At 48.5% G+C, this 20,039-nt stretch carries 17 protein-coding genes; 11 read left to right on the top strand and 6 right to left on the bottom strand.

Translation table 11 applies throughout. The features are described 5' to 3' along the window. The first annotated feature begins 132 nt into the window (after positions 1-132). Both ACFO5U_RS12025 and pabB read left to right on the top strand, forming a co-directional pair. Positions 133-756, top strand: a complete 624-nt coding sequence (locus ACFO5U_RS12025) for an anthranilate synthase component II (protein WP_377279307.1) — start codon at positions 133-135, stop codon at positions 754-756. Then, positions 734-2,464, top strand: a complete 1,731-nt coding sequence (pabB, locus tag ACFO5U_RS12020; RefSeq protein ID WP_377279306.1) for an aminodeoxychorismate synthase component I — start codon at positions 734-736, stop codon at positions 2,462-2,464. Before ACFO5U_RS12025 ends, pabB begins: the two co-directional genes overlap by 23 nt. 337 nt (positions 2,465-2,801) lie before the next feature. Here the strand turns inward: pabB and ACFO5U_RS12015 are convergent, their stop codons facing one another. The 3 genes from ACFO5U_RS12015 to ACFO5U_RS12005 form a co-directional block, all read right to left on the bottom strand. After that, positions 2,802-3,548 carry an ABC transporter ATP-binding protein gene (locus ACFO5U_RS12015; protein ID WP_377279305.1) on the bottom strand — a complete coding sequence of 249 codons (747 nt, stop codon included), beginning with the start codon at positions 3,546-3,548 and terminating at the stop codon, positions 2,802-2,804. Between the two features lies 1 nt (position 3,549). After that, complete coding sequence (locus tag ACFO5U_RS12010; RefSeq protein ID WP_377279304.1) at positions 3,550-5,181, bottom strand: ABC transporter permease; 1,632 nt, start codon at positions 5,179-5,181, stop codon at positions 3,550-3,552. 76 nt (positions 5,182-5,257) lie between these two features. After that, positions 5,258-6,328, bottom strand: a complete 1,071-nt coding sequence (locus ACFO5U_RS12005; RefSeq protein ID WP_377279303.1) for a Fe(3+) ABC transporter substrate-binding protein — start codon at positions 6,326-6,328, stop codon at positions 5,258-5,260. A 279-nt stretch (positions 6,329-6,607) separates the two neighbouring features. On the opposite strand from ACFO5U_RS12005, the gene ACFO5U_RS12000 reads away from it, so the two are divergent. Next, on the top strand, positions 6,608-8,116 hold the full coding sequence (locus tag ACFO5U_RS12000) for an amidase family protein (RefSeq protein WP_377279302.1): 1,509 nt from the start codon (positions 6,608-6,610) through the stop codon (positions 8,114-8,116). A gap of 48 nt (positions 8,117-8,164) precedes the next feature. On the opposite strand, the gene ACFO5U_RS11995 is transcribed toward ACFO5U_RS12000, so the two are convergent. Then, entirely contained in the window at positions 8,165-9,448 is a 1,284-nt protein-coding gene (locus tag ACFO5U_RS11995; RefSeq protein WP_377279301.1) for an L-lactate MFS transporter, read from the bottom strand. Between the two features lie 563 nt (positions 9,449-10,011). Further along, positions 10,012-10,680 carry a GntR family transcriptional regulator gene (locus ACFO5U_RS11990; protein WP_377279300.1) on the bottom strand — a complete coding sequence of 223 codons (669 nt, stop codon included), beginning with the start codon at positions 10,678-10,680 and terminating at the stop codon, positions 10,012-10,014. Between the two features lie 324 nt (positions 10,681-11,004). Between ACFO5U_RS11990 and ACFO5U_RS11985 the strand changes: the two genes are divergently transcribed. The 8 genes from ACFO5U_RS11985 to ACFO5U_RS11950 are packed head-to-tail and all read left to right on the top strand — an operon-like array spanning position 11,005 to position 18,901. Continuing rightward, positions 11,005-12,249: a CaiB/BaiF CoA transferase family protein gene (locus ACFO5U_RS11985; RefSeq protein ID WP_377279299.1), complete on the top strand. Its 1,245-nt coding sequence runs from the start codon at positions 11,005-11,007 to the stop codon at positions 12,247-12,249. A 9-nt stretch (positions 12,250-12,258) separates the two neighbouring features. Next, positions 12,259-13,686 carry a 3-isopropylmalate dehydratase large subunit gene (gene leuC, locus ACFO5U_RS11980; RefSeq protein ID WP_377279500.1) on the top strand — a complete coding sequence of 476 codons (1,428 nt, stop codon included), beginning with the start codon at positions 12,259-12,261 and terminating at the stop codon, positions 13,684-13,686. After that, positions 13,683-14,285, top strand: a complete 603-nt coding sequence (gene leuD / locus ACFO5U_RS11975; RefSeq protein WP_377279298.1) for a 3-isopropylmalate dehydratase small subunit — start codon at positions 13,683-13,685, stop codon at positions 14,283-14,285. Before leuC ends, leuD begins: the two co-directional genes overlap by 4 nt. A gap of 43 nt (positions 14,286-14,328) precedes the next feature. Continuing rightward, entirely contained in the window at positions 14,329-14,586 is a 258-nt protein-coding gene (locus ACFO5U_RS11970) for a hypothetical protein (RefSeq protein ID WP_377279297.1), read from the top strand. Continuing rightward, positions 14,583-16,079: a sodium:solute symporter family protein gene (locus ACFO5U_RS11965; RefSeq protein ID WP_377279296.1), complete on the top strand. Its 1,497-nt coding sequence runs from the start codon at positions 14,583-14,585 to the stop codon at positions 16,077-16,079. Before ACFO5U_RS11970 ends, ACFO5U_RS11965 begins: the two co-directional genes overlap by 4 nt. A gap of 39 nt (positions 16,080-16,118) precedes the next feature. Beyond that, entirely contained in the window at positions 16,119-17,363 is a 1,245-nt protein-coding gene (locus tag ACFO5U_RS11960) for an MFS transporter (RefSeq protein ID WP_377279295.1), read from the top strand. Positions 17,364-17,378: 15 nt separating this feature from the next. Next, the gene (locus ACFO5U_RS11955; RefSeq protein ID WP_377279294.1) at positions 17,379-18,005 is read left to right on the top strand and encodes a flavin reductase family protein; all 627 of its coding nucleotides are present in this window, start codon (positions 17,379-17,381) and stop codon (positions 18,003-18,005) included. Then, positions 18,002-18,901 carry a hydroxymethylglutaryl-CoA lyase gene (locus tag ACFO5U_RS11950; RefSeq protein WP_377279293.1) on the top strand — a complete coding sequence of 300 codons (900 nt, stop codon included), beginning with the start codon at positions 18,002-18,004 and terminating at the stop codon, positions 18,899-18,901. Before ACFO5U_RS11955 ends, ACFO5U_RS11950 begins: the two co-directional genes overlap by 4 nt. Before the next feature lie 50 nt (positions 18,902-18,951). Here the strand turns inward: ACFO5U_RS11950 and ACFO5U_RS11945 are convergent, their stop codons facing one another. Beyond that, positions 18,952-19,881 carry a LysR family transcriptional regulator gene (locus tag ACFO5U_RS11945; RefSeq protein ID WP_377279292.1) on the bottom strand — a complete coding sequence of 310 codons (930 nt, stop codon included), beginning with the start codon at positions 19,879-19,881 and terminating at the stop codon, positions 18,952-18,954. Positions 19,882-20,039: the final 158 nt, after the last annotated feature.

Raw genomic sequence — 20,039 nt, 5'->3', positions numbered from 1 at the left:
CTGATTATATTCATTCAATACGTTTCCATATCGGCGTGCCTCTGCAAAGCCGATTAGATAATCCATGCTTAATCGTCCTCCGCGCTTTATAATGGAGCTATGCAGCATTTCATTTGAAGAGGAGTTTTTCCCGTGATTGTCATCATCGATCATTACGATTCATTTACATATAATCTTGTGCATTATTTCGAGCGTCTCGGAGCCTGCGTTGAAGTGTTCCAGAACGACACTGCAGCACTTTCGGACATCGAAGCACTATCACCTGAACTCATCGTGCTTTCACCCGGGCCGGGCAAACCTCTGCAACCGGGAGCGGGGAGCGAAGCGCTCGAACAGCTCAGTGGCAAGGTTCCGATACTCGGCGTCTGCCTCGGCCACCAAAGTATTGTCGAGTTTTTTGGCGGCATAGTCCAAAAAGGCGCAAAACCCGTTCATGGCAAAGTGTCGCCCGTATCACATAGCGCACAAGGCGTGTTTGCAGGCCTCGCCTCGCCGACGCCGGTTGTGCGCTACCATTCGCTCGAGGCAGAGCGCGCAAGCTTGCCGACGGTGCTCGAGGTGACTGCAACTGCAGAAGACGGATGCATTATGGGAGTCCGCCACTGGGAACTGCCTGTCGAAGGAATACAGTTCCATCCGGAGTCGATCTTGACTAAAGACGGCTTTCAAATGCTTGCAACGGCTTATAAAAATGCTCAAACGTGGAACTTAGAAAAGAAAGGAGGCGCTCCAGATGGCCCCTTATCTGCAGTTTGATTTTGCGCGACAAGACGGGACACCTGAGAGTTTCGCTTTTTGTGATCCGTTAACAGTACTGCAAACGCATGTGCTTGCGGAAGTTCAAGAAGTGCTTGAAAAAGTCGACAGCTATACGTCGCAAGGCTATTATGCAGCGGGCTATGTTTCGTACGAGGCAGCGCCGGCATTCCGCCCAGAAATGACCGTGCGTGCAGGAGCCGAACTGCCGCTTGTTTGGTTCGGCATTTACCGGCAAAAACAAGCATCGAAACAGGCCATCGCCCACCGTTATGAGGTCGCTGGCTGGGAGCTTGAAGGATCGGTTCCACGTTACAAAGAAGGCATTCAAAAAATCCGTCAAGCGATCGAAGAAGGCGATACATACCAAGTGAATTACACGGAGCGGCTCACCTCCGGCTTTGCGGGCGACGCCGAGTCGTTTTACCGGCAGCTGCTGCGCAATCAGCAAGCAGATTACGGCGCCTATCTCGATATCGGCCGCCACCAAATTTTATCGGCTTCCCCGGAATTGTTTTTCCGCATCGACGGTTCGCGCATTCGCACAAAGCCAATGAAAGGCACAGCACCGCGCGGCAGAACATTAGCAGAAGATGAAGCGATTTTGGACGTTTTGCTGGAATCGGAAAAAGAGCGCGCAGAAAACTTGATGATTGTCGACTTGTTGCGAAACGATATGAGCCGACTCGCCAAGCCAGGCACCGTCAATGCCCCGAAGCTTTTTGAAGCAGAAAAATACCCGACCGTCCATCAATTGACGTCCACTGTCGAAGCCGAACTGCCGGAAGGGCTCAGTGTATTTGATTGGTTCCAGGCTTTATTTCCATGCGGTTCGATCACCGGCGCGCCGAAGGTCAGCACCATGCGCTATATTGCCGAACTCGAACAAACGCCGCGCGAAGTGTATTGCGGCGCCATCGGCTATATCACACCGGAAAAAAATGCAGTGTTCAACGTGCCGATCCGCACCGTCCTCATCGATAAAGATGCAGCCACAGCGCGTTACGGTGTCGGCGGGGGAATTACGTGGGATTCCACGTCTGAAGGTGAATACCAGGAGTTGTTGACGAAAGCGCGTGTGCTGACTGAACAGCGCCCAGCTTTTTCACTGCTGGAGTCCCTCAAGCTAGAAGATGGGAAATATCCGCTATTGGCGCTTCACTCCAAACGGCTGAAAGATAGTGCCGTGTATTTCCGTTTTCAGTTACAGCAAGAGAAAATCACCCGAACTTTGGACGAACTCGCCGCCCAGTATCCGCAAGGCACATTCAAAGTTCGGATGACGCTCGATAGGAGCGGCAATGTCGAAGCCCAAGCGGCTGCTGTCTCGCCCATTCAACAGCCCGTGCATTGTGCGCTAGCTGCGACGCCGGTCGACAGCAAAGACGCTTTTTTATACCATAAAACGACCAATCGCCGTATCTACGAGCAACATCAAGAAAGTGCCCCGTCCGCTTTTTCTGTGCTGTTATGGAACGAACGCGAGGAACTGACCGAGTTCACCATCGGCAACCTGGTCGCAGAAAAAGATGGCCGATTCTACACCCCGCCTGTCTCAAGCGGACTGCTTGCCGGCACTTATCGCGAGCAGCTGCTCGACGAAGGCCGCATCGAAGTGAAAGTGCTGAAAAAAGACCAACTTGATTCATTCGACGCTATTTGGTTCATCAATGGCGTCCGCGGCTGGCTCAAAGCAGTAATTGGATAAGCATAGGATAAAAAAGAGTTGAAGCGATTAATTTTTATTGCAGATGAGATATTTGAATGTATACCAAATAGTATTACTTCCACTCTAAATAAAGTAAAAGTGATGCTGCTGACTTCTCTTCTAAACGTAGAGATGAAGTGGAAAACGGCGACTCCGGAGGGATTGAGAGGGTTTGAGAGACCCCACAGGAGCGCATCTGCGCGACGAGGAGGCTCGATTCCCGCCCCTCGGAAAGCGTCCGTTTGGAGTGGAATCTCAATAGACACACCACCAATTGATTCAGCAACACAAAAAAGCCGCCTCTTCCATTAACGGAAGGGGCGGCTTTTCAATTGGGTCATACTTGGACCAATGCTTTTGGTTTTAATACTTCTTCAGACTCGGCAATCGCTTCTTGGCGGAACGTATCGAGCATATCGCACGGACGCCCGACAAAATCCATTTTGCCGTCTTTCAGTTTCACGATGCGGTCAGCAAGGATATGTGCATCTTTTTCATCGTGTGTCACGAAGATGGATGTGATGTTCGCCTTTTTCAAGATCTCCCGAAGATCTTTGCGGATTTTTCCTTGCAGCTCGGCGTCCAGATTACTGAACGGTTCATCAAGCAAAATCAAATGAGGGTTCGGGGCAATGGCACGGGCAATGGCCACACGTTGCTGCTGGCCACCGCTCAATTGATGCGGATAGCGTTTCTCGAAATCCTGGAGTTCGACGAGTTCGAGCATTTCGTGCATACGTTTTTTCTTGTCGGCTTTTTTCATGCCTGACAAGCCGAACATGATGTTCGATGCAACCGTCATATGCGGGAACAGCGCATAGTCTTGGAAGACCATGCCGATGCCGCGTTTTTCCGGCTGCAAAAATGTTTTATCGTCGAACAAAGTTTCGTCCTGGATGACGAGGCGCCCGTTTTTCGGTCGCTCCAGCCCGGCAAGCAAGCGCAAAATCGTGCTTTTTCCGCTGCCGCTGCGGCCGAGAATCGAAATGACCTCACCTTTTTTGATTTCTAGCGTGAACCGATCTAGTGCAGGGGCCGAAGCATTCGGATAGGAAAAACTCACATCTTCAATGGCGACAAACATATCAATCCATCTCCTTCTCGAGTATCTTATAGAAAATCACAATGGCCAAGGCGCTAATACCGATAATCAAAAGGGAAGCTTGGGAAGCCTCCATGATTTTTTCATCACTTGCGTACTGGAATGCTTTTGTTGACAATGTATCAAAATTAAACGGTCTCAGGATTAATGTCAAGGGAATTTCCTTGAGCACGTCGATGAAGACCAGGATAAAACCACTGATAATTGCGCCTTTCATCATCGGCACATCGACTTTGAAAAAAGTCTTTGTCGGGCCGGCACCGAGCAGACGGGAAGCATCCCGGAAGTTCGTGCCGATCTTGTCATAACCTGTTTCAATGGAGTTGTAGCCGATGGCAAAGAACCGGATGATATAGGCGGTCAATAGCAACACAATGCTGACACTCAGGACGAGTGTCGTCTCGAGGCCAATCGCCACATACAGCGGGGCGAGGTAGCCGTCGAGTGCGATAAACGCCGTCACGACTGCCACTGCGATGACAGCACCGGGAATCGAGTAGCCGAGCACCGTCAGCTTCGGCAGTAGTTTCATGTAGCGCCCTTGAATCATACGTGCAAAGTTACCGACGATGAGGGCGAAGATGACGATAAGCGTTGCGCTCAGTCCTGCGACAAACACCGAGTTTGTGACATAACTCATGAACTCGTCCATTGGAATGGTGCCAAAAGTCAAAATCGTCCAGTCGATCAATTGAATGACCGGGATGAAAAAACCTAGGCTCAAGATGAACAACCCGTAGCCTGTGGCGGCAGCGCCTTTCCAGCCAGTAAGCTGTATGAGTTGCAGCGGGCGCACCTTAGTTGAGAAATAACTGTATTGGCGTCTGCCGCGCAGCATCTTCTCGATAAGCAGGATGATAATGACAAAGCCCATAAGCGATGCGGCAAGTTTGATTGATGTATCCAAATCACCGAGACCGAACCATGATTGAAAAATGGCGGTGGTAAAGGTTTGGATGCCGTAATATTTTACGACTCCGTAATCATTCAGAACTTCCAGCACGACGAGGCTGGCCCCGGCAATGATGGAAATCCGTGAAATTGGCACAACCACCTGAAAGAATGTGCGCCAAGGCCCTTTTCCGAGCAAGCGCGTGCTTTCAATCAAGGAGGCCGATTGTTCGGATAAATACACTTGCGTAATCGTGTAAACATAAGGATACAAAAACAAAGTATAGATGAAAATCGCACCAGGTAAATTCATGATGTTGAAATGCGTCGGGTCAAGCTCCATTCCGAAACCTTCTCGCAAAGTCGTCTGTATGATACCCGTATAATTCAAGATACCGTGATACGTATAAGCACCGATAAATGGCGGGATGGAAAGAGGAAGGATTAGCGCCCACTTCAAAAAGCGCCGGAACGGAAAGTCGTATTGCGCGATCAGCCAAGCCAGGCTGAGCCCGATCAAGATCGTAGTGAATGCTGTAGCAAGCGTCAAGATCAGCGAGTTTATGACAAACTGACGCAATACGAACTCTTTCATATGTTCCCAATTGTCATTTGACGGCATGAACAAGCCCGAGACAATGGTCAAATTCGGCAGGAACAGCATCAAGATGATAATGACCGCTCCTACGGTCCAAATATTGAAATTGGCAAATCTGCGTTGCAAAATCCAGGCACCTCTTTCCAACTCGCAAGAAATCCCTTGCCGCAATCAATAGGCGGCAAGGGGATTTAACTTAGGTTTATTTCCAGCCGACTTCGTTGAACAATAGAATGGCTTTGGCGTTATTATCGCCGAGTGAAGACATCGAGATGTCCTGCTCTTTGAAGTCACCCCAAGACTGTAGCAATTCAGACGGTTCCACTGCTTCGTTCACTGGATATTCATAATTGACGGCAGCAAAAGTTTCTTGTGCTTCCTCTGCTGTAAGGAACTCCAGCAATTTGATGGCATTTTCTTTATTCTTAGCTGATTTTACCACACCTGCGCCGCTGACGTTAACGTGCGTGCCTGTTGTTTCCTGGTTTGGGAAGAAAACGCCAAGTCCTTCTGCCACTTCAACTTCTGCAGGATCTTCAGAATTCAGCATTTGGCCGTAATAGTACGTGTTCATAATCGCCACGTCACCGACACCAGCTGCAATGGCTTTCGCTTGGTCGCGATCGCCGCCTTCAGGGTCGCGCGGGAAGTTCTCGACCATGCCCGCTGCCCATTCTTTCGCTGCTTCTTCACCGTTCAGTTCGATGAAAGATGCGAGCAAGGACTGGTTGTAGATGTTTTCAGAGCTGCGGATCAATACGCGGCCTTTCCACTCATCTTCTGTCAACGCTTCGTAGGTGGAAAGCTCTGATGGATCAACGCTTTCTTTGTCATACAAGATAACACGTGCGCGTTTTGTCAGGCCATACCACATTTGGTCTTCGTCCTGGAAGTTTGCAGGAACTTGCTCATCGAGTACATCGCTTGAAACCGACTGTAAGATATCATCTTGTTTCGCACGGTCAAGGCGTCCGGCATCGGCTGTCAAGAACAAGTCAGCTTGCGTGCCATCGCCTTCGCGCTTGATGCGCTCAAGAAGTTCGTCCGCTTCGCCTTTGATCAAATTGACTTTGATGCCTGTTTCTTCTTCGAATTGCTTATAGAGCTGATCGTCCACATCATAATGGCGTGCTGTATATAGATTAACTTCGGTGCTTTCAGCATTTTCTTCACCGGAAGTTGCCGGTTCTTCTTCTGAGCCGTTCGAGCTGCCGCATGCAGCAAGTACGAGCAGTGCGCTGAGCACTAATAGGGATAAAAGCAATTTCTTCATGGATGTCTCTCCTTTAAATAGGGATGATGAATCTGATTTCAAATGAAAATGATTCTCATTCACAATTATAGCTACTTGAGAATCAAAGTCAACCGCTTTTAAGGGTGATTTATTAAATATATGACAACTGTCATTGCCAATTGTGACACAATTGCAAACAGTCAGCTTAAACTAGCTGAAAATCGGCGCTCCAAGCTGTTACTACTGTCAAATAGTAGGAAATGCTACACTTGAAGGTGACAATAGAAGCTGTAGACAAGTGAAATGGGGGCATTTGAAATGGACATGAAAACATACTTGACGCTAGACGCGACCGCGATAGCGGAACTCATTAGCAGCAGGCAAGCAAGCGCAGCAGAATTAATGGAACTGAGCTTTCGGCGAATGGATGAAGTGGAACCAACACTCCATGCTTTTACGGCGACGCGCCGTGAACAGGCGATAGCAGAAACAGTTAATAGAAGGAACGGCGCATTGAGCGGCGTTCCGATAGCGCTGAAAAACATATCCCAAGCACTGGCAGGCGAGCGTTTGAGCGCCGGTTCGAAGCTGCTCAAAGATTTCCGTCCGGCACAAGATTCTCATTTAGTGGCGCGCTTGAAAGCGGCAGGACTCGTGCCGATAGGACACACGAATACGCCTGAGTTCGGCTTGAAGAACATCTCCGAACCCGAACTCTTCGGCCCATCGCGTAATCCGTGGAATGTCGGCCATTCACCAGGAGGCTCAAGCGGCGGCGCAGCGGCAGCCGTGGCATCTGGTATCGTTCCGGTTGCAGGTGCAAGCGACGGGGGTGGGTCGATCCGCATTCCCGCATCGTTCACCAGTTTGTTCGGCTTGAAGCCGACGCGGGGCCGTACGCCGGTCGGGCCTGGAGCTGGTCGGCAATGGCAAGGCGCGTCGATCGATTTTGCGCTGAGCCGGACGGTGCGTGACAGTGCGGCGCTGCTCGATGTGCTGCAAGTGGTGCAGCCGGAAGCGGCGTTTCAGGCGCCGCTATTTCCTGGGAAATATACGGAACAGCTCAATCAAGACCTTGCAGTTCCGTTGACAATCGCTTTTTCCGTCGAATCACCCGTCGGAACAGTCGTCTCAGAAGAAGCGAAACAGGCGGTGTGGAAAACGGTGCGCTGGCTCGAGGGCCAAGGCCACCGCATCGAAGAAGTGACACCGGACATCGACGGTGTTCAGTTGATGCGCGAGTATTATTTGATGAACAGCGGGGAAATGGCGCTGCTTCAGAAAAATCTGGAGAAAACACTCGGCCGTCGCTTGTCTGAAGACGATATGGAAATCGAGTCTTGGCTGCTCGCATCCGCCGGGAAGAGAGTGTCTGCGGCTGATTATTCCGCAAGCCTCGCTGCATGGGATGTCGCGGCTGCGAAAATGGCGGCGCTTCATGAACGCTTCGATTTCTATATCACTCCCGCGACAGCGCATGCTGCACCGCAAATCGGTGAGCTCAGCCATTCGGCAGACTCCCGCGAGCGCCTGTTGCAAGCACTCGACCTGACGCGCGACACCTCGGACCAGCAAGAACTGATCTATGCGATGTTCTTGCCGAGTCTCAGCTATACACCGTTTACGCAACTTGCCAATCTGACCGGCCAGCCGGCGATGTCGGTGCCGCTTCACGTGACTGCCGACAACTTGCCGATCGGCGTGCAGGTGATGGCGCAAAAAGGTGCAGAGCATCGCTTGCTCCAACTCGCGGCAATGCTTGAGCAAAGCGAATTATGGGTCGGCCAGCGCGGCAACCCTTATTTTGAAGATAGTAGAGCTAACTAAAAAAAGCCCGGGAAAAGAAATCCTTTTCCCGGGCTTTCGTATTCATTATTAAGAAGAAACCACTTCACGCGAAGTGCTGACTTTTTCTTCTTTTTCGTAATTGCGTTCGACGCGGCGGATATCCAAGCGGATCAACAATGCCAATACCAACGCGATGGAAGTCAAGACGACGAAAATGTAGAACACCGGTACATAGCTGTTTGTAGCAGCATATACTTGGGAGACGATTGCCGGCCCGATGATCCCGCCGAGGGACCAGGTGGTCAGCAAATAGCCGTGGATGGCGCCGAGTTGTCTTGTCCCGAACATATCACCGATGAACGCCGGCAAGTTCGAGAAGCCGCCGCCGTAGCAGCTGACGATAAGCAAGATAAACACTTGGAAAATGATGACGTTCGTGATGCCAGGAAGCATAAGGAACGCAGCAATTTGAATGATGAAGAAAATCATGAACACAGTCGGGCGTCCGATATAATCGGAAATCGCTGCCCAGCCGAGGCGTCCGCCGCCGTTGAAGATTCCCATGATCCCGACGAGCGTCGCCGCGCCGGCTGCTGTCAATCCGACCATTTCCTGCGCCATTGGAGAGGCGACTGAAATGATCATGATTCCCGCACTGACGTTAACGAGCATCATTGCCCACAGCATCCAGAAGCGGCGTGTTTTAACCGCTTGGCGCGCAGTCATTTGCGACAAATCTTTTTTCAATACTTTCTTGCCGGAAGCAAGATCGGCCTCCATGCCCTTTGGCATGAATCCTTCCGGTGGCGGCGCAATATAGGAAGCACCAAGTGAAATTAAAATGAAATAGCTGACCCCGAGAATGTAGAAGGTTGAGGTTACACCGACCGAGTCGATCAAGCTTGCTGCGACCGGAGCGGTGATGAGTGCGCCCGCACCAAAGCCCATAACGGCCATGCCCGTCGCCAAGCCGCGGCGGTCAGGGAACCATTTGACCAAGGTCGAGATCGGTGCGATATAGCCGACACCGAGCCCCATTCCGCTCATAAAGCCATATGTGAGAAGAAATAGCGGAAGTGAATCAATCTGTGTCGCGAGTCCCGCACCTGCTTGGCCAAGTCCGAACAAGACTGCTGCCACCATAGCAGATTTCCGTGGGCCGTTCTTTTCGACAAAGCCGCCGAAGAAAGCTGCAGATATCCCGCCGAGCGCCATCATGATCGTGAAGGCATACGTAATCTCTGTCGGCGACCAGCCCATCGCTTCGCTGATAGGTCTTGTATAAACACTGTAGGCATAAGCGGCACCGATCGACAATTGGATGGCAATAGCGGATAACGCGATTAGCCATCTGTTCTTATTAATGTGCATGGTGAAATTCCTCCTTCATTTTCTAAAACTGTTCCCTCGAGAATACACGGTTTTCACTATTTCGACAAACTAATTTTCAGAATAGATAAACTACTTTGATAAAAAAATGACATTCCTGTTAATGAGGGCATCCGTAGTAAGCGTGCTTTAAGAGGGAAAACGAGCTTTTTCAATGAAAATTGGAGAAAATAGCCGGAAATAAGTAAGCGTTTTCAGAAAAGCCTAATTTGGATTGGGAATATTTACTCATTTTTAACTGAGGGAGAAATTTCTTTATCTGAGGAAGAGAATTTTTGTCTGGGAACAAACAGATGGTCAGAAACCTAGTATTCATGCGGTTTTCAAGTGAGAATTTGAATGGATTTCAATTATTCAAAAATATTCTGCTTCAGACATTGAATTAACTCTTTTGGCGTAATATATGCTATTTTAGGCATAATAATTATACAGAAATAATAAAATGAGATTTCTTCTATATAACGATGTCGTGACTTTAACGAATAAAAAAGGAGACAGCTTTTGCTGTCTCCTTTTTTGCGTATTCACCGAATGCTGTTTAATCGTTAGACGTTTTCTTTCCATAGAGCCAGTTCCGGATTGCTTAACTGCTTGAGGACGTCGTCGCGTCCTTGATATATGTGCTCTTGCATGGCAATTTTGGCGCGTTCGGGCTCTTGGTCTTTAATTGCCTGCCAGATGGTGGTGTGGACATCGAGAGAACGCATCAACTGTTTTTCATTGTACCAATAGAAAGAGCGGAAAATCAGCGGCACTACTACAACCTTCGAGATGAGTGAAATCAAATATTCGTTTTTAGTTGCTTTAAAGATTTCCTCGTGAAAATCCTGATTAGCTTGTTGAAGGCTGCGGATCGATAAAATATCTTCACGATTCAACTCGTTGATTGCATTTTCATAAGCAAGGTTTTTATGGTGGATCTTTTCCAGCTCGTCATTTGTCCGGTAGAGTGCAGCTTCGCTGGTGCCGTGGCTTTCTAATAATGCCCGCACATTATAAATTTGGCGGATGTCTTGAATAGAGAACTCACGGACAATATATCCCCGTCTTTGGAACGGGGTAATTAAGCCGTCGGATTCCAATTGTTTAATGGCTTCCCTCACAGGTGTCCGGCTCACTTGCAGCCGGTCGGCAAGCGCTTCTTCAGTCAATCGTTTCCCGGGAGGAAGCTGGCCCAGGATTATTTCATTTTTAATTAACTCATATGGGTTCATTTTCAACACCTCTAAATTTATTGTATACAAAGAACTGGACTTAGACAATTCGCATAGTTGAAATTCAAGATAATTATTGAATGTTACGTATTATGCTGTAGGGGTTCTGTGAGAAAAGAGGGTTTTGTATTAAAAAGATTGTTGACTGTATTGTATACAATATGTTATTTTTTTATCAATTGCTAATTATCCGAAAATTTATCGATTGAGGATAAAGCTAGTTATTATAGTGTTTGCCTGAAAGCATCGACTTTGCTGGAAATGCAGGCCGGGAAGAAAATCCACGATTGGATACAATGCAGAAAAATATGGAGGTGCCAATGTATGACTAATTTGAAAGACGCTATCGATATCCTTGGAAAACAGGGTGAAGCAGACAGGATGCCATTAGAGGGTGTACGTGTTCTAGAGCTGGGCACATTGCTCGCAGGACCATTCACTGGCCGGATGCTCGGAGATTTTGGTGCAGAAGTCATTAAAATCGAAGCTCCAGACAAAGCAGACCCGCTCCGTGAGTGGGGGCAGCAAAAAGACGGAGAGGGACTGTGGTGGCCAATCCAATCGCGCAACAAAAAATCCGTCACATTGAATTTGCGGGCAGAAGAGGGTCAACAAATTTTCAAGGAACTCATAAAAAATGCAGACATCGTCATTGAAAACTTCCGGCCGGGAACGATGGAGAAATGGAATCTTTCATATGAGCAATTGGCCGAAATTAATCCAGCGATCATTATGACGCGGACTTCCGGATATGGACAGACCGGCCCTTACCGTGAACGTGCTGGATTTGGAAGCGTTGGAGAAGCGATGGGCGGCATCCGCAACGTAACGGGATTCCCAGACCGGGCACCTTCGCGTATCGGCATTTCTATTGGCGATACACTGGCTGCTTTATTTGCCACAATCGGTACGCTGACCGCACTTCATGAGCGTCATCACTCCGGTAAAGGGCAAATTGTCGATACAGCGATTTACGAATCGGTGTTCTCGGTCATGGAAAGTACAATTCCGGATTATTTGCTCGCTGGTTACATTCGAGAGCGGATGGGCAATATTTTGCCGGGAGTGGCGCCGTCGAATATTTATAAAACGAAAGATGATACGTATATTGTGATTGGGGCTAATGCGGACGGTGTATTTAAGCGTTTATGCGAAGCCATGGGACAACCGGAATTGTTCGAAAACCCTAAATACCGGACCCATCATGCCCGAAGTGAACATATGACTGAACTCGATGAACTAATTGAACAGTGGACAAAAGGGCAAGATACCGAGATTGCACTGGAGATTCTCGCAGAAAAAGGAGTACCTTCAGGCTTGATTTATACAGCCAAAGACATCGTCGAAGATCCCCATTATGCAGCTAGAGAGATGATCATCACACGGGAACATCCGACATTAGGCGAATTTCCGATGCCGGGAGTTGTGCCGAAACTGAGCAGAACACCGGGAGAAGTGAAGCATGTAGGATCTGAAAAAGTCGGGAAAGATAATGCACTGGTCTATGGAAAGATTTTGGAATACGACGAAGACAAACTGAAAGGGCTGGAGGAGCGAGAAATCATTTAAGGAGTGGTGATAGTGGGAAAGACATTGTATGAAAAAATATGGGATCGGCATGTTGTCACACAGCAAGAAAATCAGCCGGATATTCTCTACATCGATTTGCATTTGGTCCACGAAGTAACTTCTCCTCAAGCCTTTGATGGATTGAGGACAGAAGGCAGGAAGGTTCGGCGTCCAGACCGCACTTTGGCGACAATGGATCACAGCATTCCGACCATCAATCGGGATCAGCCTTTCGAAGATAAAATTGCAGAAACACAAGTCGAAGCACTGCGCAAGAATTGCAAAGACTTTGGCATTAAGCTTTTCGATCTGTTTCACACCCAACAAGGCATCGTCCATATCATCGCCCCGGAACTAGGCTTGACGCAGCCGGGACAGACGATTGTCTGCGGGGACAGCCATACGGCGACCCACGGTGCATTCGGCACGCTAGCTTTTGGCATCGGAACGAGTGAGGTGGAGCATGTGCTTGCTACTCAAACCTTAAAGCAAAATAAGTCCAGAACGATGGCAATTGAGTTCGAGGGCATGTTACCGACAGGTGTTTCTGCCAAGGATTTGATTTTAGCGCTGATCGGGCAATTCGGACATGATTTTGCAACCGGTTACACGTTGGAATACCGGGGTGAAGCCATTCAAACACTGACGATGGAAGAGCGGATGACGATCTGCAATATGTCGATTGAAATCGGTGCTCGTGCCGGCATGATTGCACCGGACCAAACCACTTTCGATTATTTGAAAAAGAAGACGCATGCACCGACAGGAGAGGCTTGGAATCAAGCGGTAGATGAGTGGACACAGCTCGTCAGCGATGAAGATGCGGTTTTTGACCGAGTGGTTGAATTTGATTGTACAAAGGTTGAACCGCAAGTGACATGGGGAACAAACCCTGGCATGGTCGTTTCGGTGAACGGACATGTACCTTCTCCAAGTGAATTGTCGAAAGAGCAGCAAAAAATATCAGAAAGTGCGCTTGCCTATATGGATTTAGCGCCAGGAACGAAAATCCATGATATTGAAATCGATACGGTGTTTATTGGTTCGTGTACGAATGGGCGCATCGAGGACTTGCGGCAAGCCGCAGCAATCGTTAACGGTTATCACGTGAAACAAGGCGTTCGCGCACTTGTTGTTCCGGGGTCCCAATCGGTAAAAGTTCAAGCGGAAGAAGAGAACTTGGATGACATTTTTAAAGCGGCTGGATTTGAATGGCGGGAAGCTGGCTGCAGCATGTGCCTCGGAATGAATCCCGACATTGCAGGACCAGGCGACCGCGTGGCTTCGACGTCCAACCGGAATTTTGAAGGCAGGCAAGGACGGTTGGCACGAACTCATTTGGTCAGTCCAGCGATGGCTGCAGCGGCTGCAGTTGCTGGCCACTTTACCGATGTGCGTAAATGGCCGGTCAAAGCGATCGAGGGGGTGCAGTCATGAAAGCATTAAAAACACATACAGGAACGGTAATGCCACTTGACCGTGCCAATATTGATACGGATGCGATCATTCCAAAACAATTCCTGAAACGGATCGAGAAAAGCGGCTACGGTCAATATCTTTTTTATGATTGGCGTTTTAAGGATGGCGGCGAAGAAAATAATGATTTTGTTTTAAATCAGCAACCTTACCGCGACGCGACAGTTATGCTGACTCGGGATAATTTTGGATGTGGATCTTCAAGAGAGCACGCCCCGTGGTCGATAGAAGATTATGGATTCCGCATCATCATCGCTCCTTCTTTTGCGGATATTTTCTATAATAACTGTTTTAAAAACGGCATTTTGCCGATTCGACTCCCGAAAGAGGATGTCCAGGAACTTTTCGATAAAGCGGCTGCAGATTCTAAGTACGAGTTGACAGTAGACCTGGAAGGACAGGAAATTCATGATTCACAAGGGATGAAAAAAGCTTTTGATGTGGATGAGTACAGAAAGCATATGTTGCTCGAAGGAATGGATGAAATTTCAGCAACCGTTCAGCATGTAAAACAAATTGATGAGTTCGAGCGCCAGCACCGGCTTCACTATACGCTATAGCCTAACCAACAACCAAAATACGGCAACAAAAGGAGCTTCGAATATGGAGAATAAAGAAATCAAAGAGCCGATACGCAAAAAATGGATATGGATTGCTTTGGCACTAATACTCATCGGAAATGTCCCTTGGTATTTGCCGGTCGGAAGCTATGAACCGATGATTTTCGGCGTTCCATACTGGGCATTGATTGTCGTGGCTTTTTCACTGATTTTATGCGGCTTTTTAAGTTGGGTGGCTTTGAAACAGTGGAATATTGTCGAAGATGAGGAAGAAGCGGAAAAAAAGGGGGGAAATAAATGAATGATTTGGTATTTGCAGGCCTTGACGGCGTTCTGATTCTATCTGCTTATGCAGTCATTATGTTATTGATCGGCTATTTCTCGGGAAGAGGAGACAAAACGCTTCATGACAGCATGAGCAATTATTACCTAGCAGGGAAAAACTTGGGGATTATAGCATTATTCTTCACGCTTTATGCGACGCAGTATAGCGGGAACACCATCATCGGCTATGCTCCAACCGCATACCGCACAGGATTTACTTGGCTTCAATCAATATCATTCATGACGATTATTATCGGTGTTTACTTGCTCTTTGCACCGCGCATGTATGTCATATCGAAAAAAATGAACTTTATCACTCCGGCCGACTGGATTTCCTATCGTTTTAATTCCAAAGCGGTTACTATTTTGGCGGTTGTCCTGATGCTTTGGGGCCTTGGCAACTACTTGCTCGAGCAATTGGTCGCTATCGGGCATGCAGCGTCAAGTTTAACGGGCGGGACTATTCCTTATCAAGTCGCGGTTATCGCGTTTGTCCTCGTCATGTTGATTTATGAATGGTTGGGCGGCATGAAAGCGGTTGCGTTTACCGATGTTATGCAAGGCTTGGTGTTGATGGTCGGGATTGTCATCTTTTTAATCGGCGCAATTTACCTCGTAGGAGGCGATTTCTCATCAGCAACGCAATTTATCGCTACCAATGAACCTGTTAAACTCGGTGTTCCCGATATGATGACTTCGGTCAATTGGTTTAGTATGCTTTTGCTGGTCGGACTTGGGGCAGCAATTTATCCCCACGCCGTACAGCGGATTTTTGCGGCAGAAAGTGAGCGGACATTGAAGCGATCATTCTCACGCATGGCATGGATGCCGCCGGTGACGACGGGTCTTGTATTTGTCATCGGGATTCTGGGGATTGCCTTGATTCCAAATCTGGATACGGCAGGTTCTGAGCAGCTCGTCGGCTTGATGGCGAATGAAATTGCTGGAATCAATGGCTTTTTCTACTGGGTAATGATCATCTTCTTTGGAGCGATTGTGGCAGCAATTGTATCGACAGCGGATTCGGCGCTCTTAAGCTTCTCATCTATCGTCTCGAACGATATTTACGGGCGTTTTATTAACCCGAAAGCTCCTGAAAAGAAAAAGGTCATGGTCGGTAAAGTGACAGGGATTGCAGCAGTTGGGATATTGCTATGGATCGCTTGGAATCCTCCGGCAACACTGTATGAAATTTTCGTTTTGAAGTTTGAATTACTTGTACAAGTATTCCCTGCATTTGTATTGGGGATTTACTGGAAGCGCATGTCTGCACAGCCGGTTTTCTGGGGCATGCTTGTCGGTGCGGTCATTGCGGGTCTCTTAACGTGGACAGGCTATAAAACTGTATTCGGCATTCACGGCGGAATCATTGGGTTAACTGCTAACTTCTTCATCGCTGTGGTCGGTTCGTACCTCGTACCGCTTACAGTCGAAAAAGAAGCGGAGCTGAAAAAAATCGATTTGGCATAAAGAGCTTTCAGGCATGCCAATAAAGAATGTGGCGATAGAATGGATAACTCAACGCTCCTGAAAACCGGGAAAATCATAAACCCTTGGCATATGCTTGGCTGGTTGCTCGTTGCGCAAGTGATGGTGGCATTTATCGGCCGCAGCCTGGCGCCGCTCGGGGTATTGATTGGGGATGATTTGACACTGACTAAGGCGCAAATCGGCATGCTTCCTGCAGCGCTGTTTCTCGGGCAATCGGTCGCATCGATTCCAGCAGGATTTATAGTAGACCGCATAGGTTCCAAGCGCTTGCTACTTTATTTGTCGCTCGGGTTGAGCTTTGCGTTTATGATGGTGGCCATCAGCTCGAATTATTTCTTTGTACTGCTGATGGTGACCCTTGGGGGAATCGGTTACGGCACGATGCACCCAACCTCGAATAAAGGGATTTTGTATTGGTTTGCCGAAAAGCGGGGCACCGCTATGGGCATCAAGCAAATGGGTGTCACATTGGGGTCGGCGTTATCGGCTCTTTTGCTGTTGCCGCTGGCTGCCGTTTGGGGCTGGCGTATGGCGTTGATGGCAGCGTGCGGCTTGCTGGTGGTCACCGGAATTTTAGCTTACCGGTTTTACCAGGATCCACCGGTTGCCGCTGATAACGAACCGGATCGGAAGATTGGCTGGGCTTATTTCCAGGAGTCAATGATGGTGATGCTCCGTCACAAACCGCTTGTCCTACTCAGCGTCGCGGCGATGGGACTGAGCGGAAGTCAGTTGATTTTAAATACTTATATCGTGATATTTGCTTATGAACAGCTCGGGTTAAGCCTGTTGCTTGCAGGTATGCTGCTGGTTATTTCTGAAGTCAGCGGTTCATTTGGCCGCGTGGCCTGGGGAATCATTAGCGATACGGTGTTCGGTGGCAGACGCTTGATCGTGCTCGTTTATATCGCAGTGTTTTCCATCGGCATCGCATTAATGCTGACGCTTCTTCCAGCGGGAACGCCATTTTGGACCGTGGCGGCGGTGATCATCGCATTCGGGTTTTGTATCTCTGGTTTTAATGGAATCTGGATGAATGCAGCAACAGAACTGGTGCCGCTAAAACAAGCGGGCATCGCCAGTGGTTTTACGCTAATGGTCGGTTCGTGGGGAGTTATTATCGGTCCGCCATTATTTGGGTATATTGTCGACCTGACAGGCAACTTCAACTACGGATGGTGGTTTTTGGCGCTGGTCCTGCTGGGTGTAATTGTCATGCTGTTAGTGGCGAAACAGTTAGCGAACAATGTAAGAGCATCATAAATAAAGGAGTGTCGAATGATGAATATTGACCTGCGTACCATTGATACAAAAAATGCATACAAGCTGATGACCGGTTCGATTGTGCCTCGCCCGATCGCTTGGGTTTCGACCGTCGATGAGCAAGGAAACCGCAACCTGGCGCCTTTCAGTTTCTTTACAGTCGCATCACGCAATCCGCCGACACTGTGCATCTCGGTCGGTCCTGGCGTAGGAGAGCGGGAAGGGACCACAAAAGATACTTTAGCGAATATCCTCAACACGAAGCAGTTTGTCGTCAATATTGTAAGTTCAGATCTCGGCGATGAGATGCATACTAGCTCAACTAATTTTCCTCAGGAAGTGGATGAGTTTGCCGCAGCGGGGTTAACGCCAGTGGATAGTGTTCATGTCCAAGCACCGCGTGTTGGCGAGGCGCCGATTTCCTTTGAATTGGAGCTCGACCAAATCATCGAACTCGGCAGCGATCATTTGGTTTTGGGGAAAGTGGTTCAATATCATATCCAGGACGAATACTATCTTGGAAATTACAAGGTGGATCTTGAAAAGCTCAAGCCGCTCGGCCGTTTGGCTGGCAATTATAGTGAAGCCAATAAGCTTTTCACCTTACCGAGAGTGAAAGTGGAAGAAGGGGTGAATCGATGATGGATAAAGTGATTATGACAGATGTGACTGGAAGAGACGGGTTTCAAATGGAAAAAGAGTGGATCCAGACAGAAGATAAAGTTCGGATCATCGACCGCATCATCGCGTCTGGCATTCCGAGAATTGAAGCGACTTCGTTCGTTTCGCCAAAGGCTGTCCCGCAGATGCGGGATGCGAAAGAAGTCATCGGCGCCATCAAGCGTGAAAACATCGAAGTGATTGCGCTCGTGCCGAATGTGAAAGGAGCGGAATTGGCATTAGAAGCGGGCGTGGATGAAGTGAACTATGTGCTGTCGATCAGTGAAACGCATAACCTAAAGAATGTGAAGAAAACCGTCGACGAGTCCATTGCAGGCGTCAAAGAAATTCAGAAGCTGATGGATTCCTCCCGAATAACCGTCAGCTTGGCAACGGCATTCGGCTGTCCATTCGAGGGTTTATACAATGTGGACAAAATCCTCGGCAATATTGAGACTTTGACGGAAGCCGGGCTGAACCGCTTCACGATAGCGGATACGACAGGGATGGCTAACCCTTCGCAGATGACAGAGTTTATTGCTGCCATTACTGAAAAATACCCAGATCATTATTTTGGGCTTCATCTCCACAATACTCGAGGCATGGGGTTAGCGAATTTGTACGCGGCATACCAAGCAGGACTGCGCCATTTCGATGCAGCACTCGGCGGTATCGGGGGCTGCCCATTCGCCCCGGGAGCAAGCGGAAACGTCTGCTTGGAGGATGTTGTTCACATGTTCCAGTTTATGGGCGTGCCGATTGACGGGGAGTTACCGCAGTTGATTAACACTGCACTCGATATGGAAAAGCTGCTTGGCAGACAGCTGCCAGGCCAAGTGATGAAAGCAGGGCAATCGGATAAAACGCACGTAGCATAAAACCAGCAGGCGATGATTATCGCCTGCTGGTTTTGTTTTTTTCGGTGGTACTACTTCCCTGATAGCCGCTTTTTCGTATGCACTGATACTTTTTCATCCATCACATATGACTTCAAAAAGTCCAGAAAAAGCTGGGTTGCTTTTGTATGGAAGCTCGAGCGGTGGGTGATGTAATGGAAGCGGCTTTTATTCGGGAAATCCGACAGGCAGATGGCGCCAATCGTGCCGGCGTTCGTTTCACTTTTGACGGTGGATTCAGACAGGTAAGAAATGCCGAGGCCGAGCGCGACCGATTCTTTGATGGTTTGCGAACTGCCGAAGCTCATTACTTTTTTCGGCGAGATGCCGAGCTGTGCGAACAGCTTGTCGGTAACGTCGCGCGTACCGGAACCGGGTTCGCGGATGATCCATGTCTCTGCTTCCAATAAGTGACGGTCGACATGCTTATTGCGGATGATCGGATGATTCGGCTGCGCGATGATGACCATCTCTTCTTCTGTGAACAGTTCGATGTCGACTTCGGTGCCGCTCGCCTCCCCTTCGACGATAAACCCAATATCAAGTTCTTGTTTATGGGTCTGCTCGATAATCGTTTTGGAATTGTGGATGGTGATGTTCGGTGTGACGTTCGGGTGGCGTTTATTAAATGCGTAGATGATGCCTGGCAGGAAGTACTCGCCGAATGTATAGGCGGCACCGATCGACAGCGGCATGGCCGTCGACGGTTCGAGTTCCGTTAACGCGAGCTTTAATTGATCGTATTTCAGGAGGATTTCTTTTGCCTGCCCGTAGGTTACTTGACCCGCTGCGGTCAATTGGACATATTTATTGCTGCGGTCAAACAAGCGAACACCGAGTTTTTTCTCCAAAGCTTTGATGCTCAAGGAAATGGCAGATGGCGTCATGTGAAGCAGTTCTGCCGCGCGTGTAAAGCTTTTCTGTTCAGCGGTGGTCACGAAAATTTCGAGTTTATGGTCCATCGTTTCACTCCAGTGTTAAGTTTTTTTAATCATAACATTAAACATATTTAATTTTACTTATCAAGCTGTATTTAGTAAAATTTGAATAATACAAAAATATCATTTTTATTCGTTAACGTGATAGTTTATACAGTCGAATGAAAACTATTAGGAGGAAT

The organism is Planococcus dechangensis, assembly GCF_042654465.1.
Classification (GTDB): domain Bacteria; phylum Bacillota; class Bacilli; order Bacillales_A; family Planococcaceae; genus Planococcus; species Planococcus dechangensis.
Note: the sequence above shows the minus strand (reverse complement) of the source record. Positions and strands in the feature narration are given on the sequence as shown.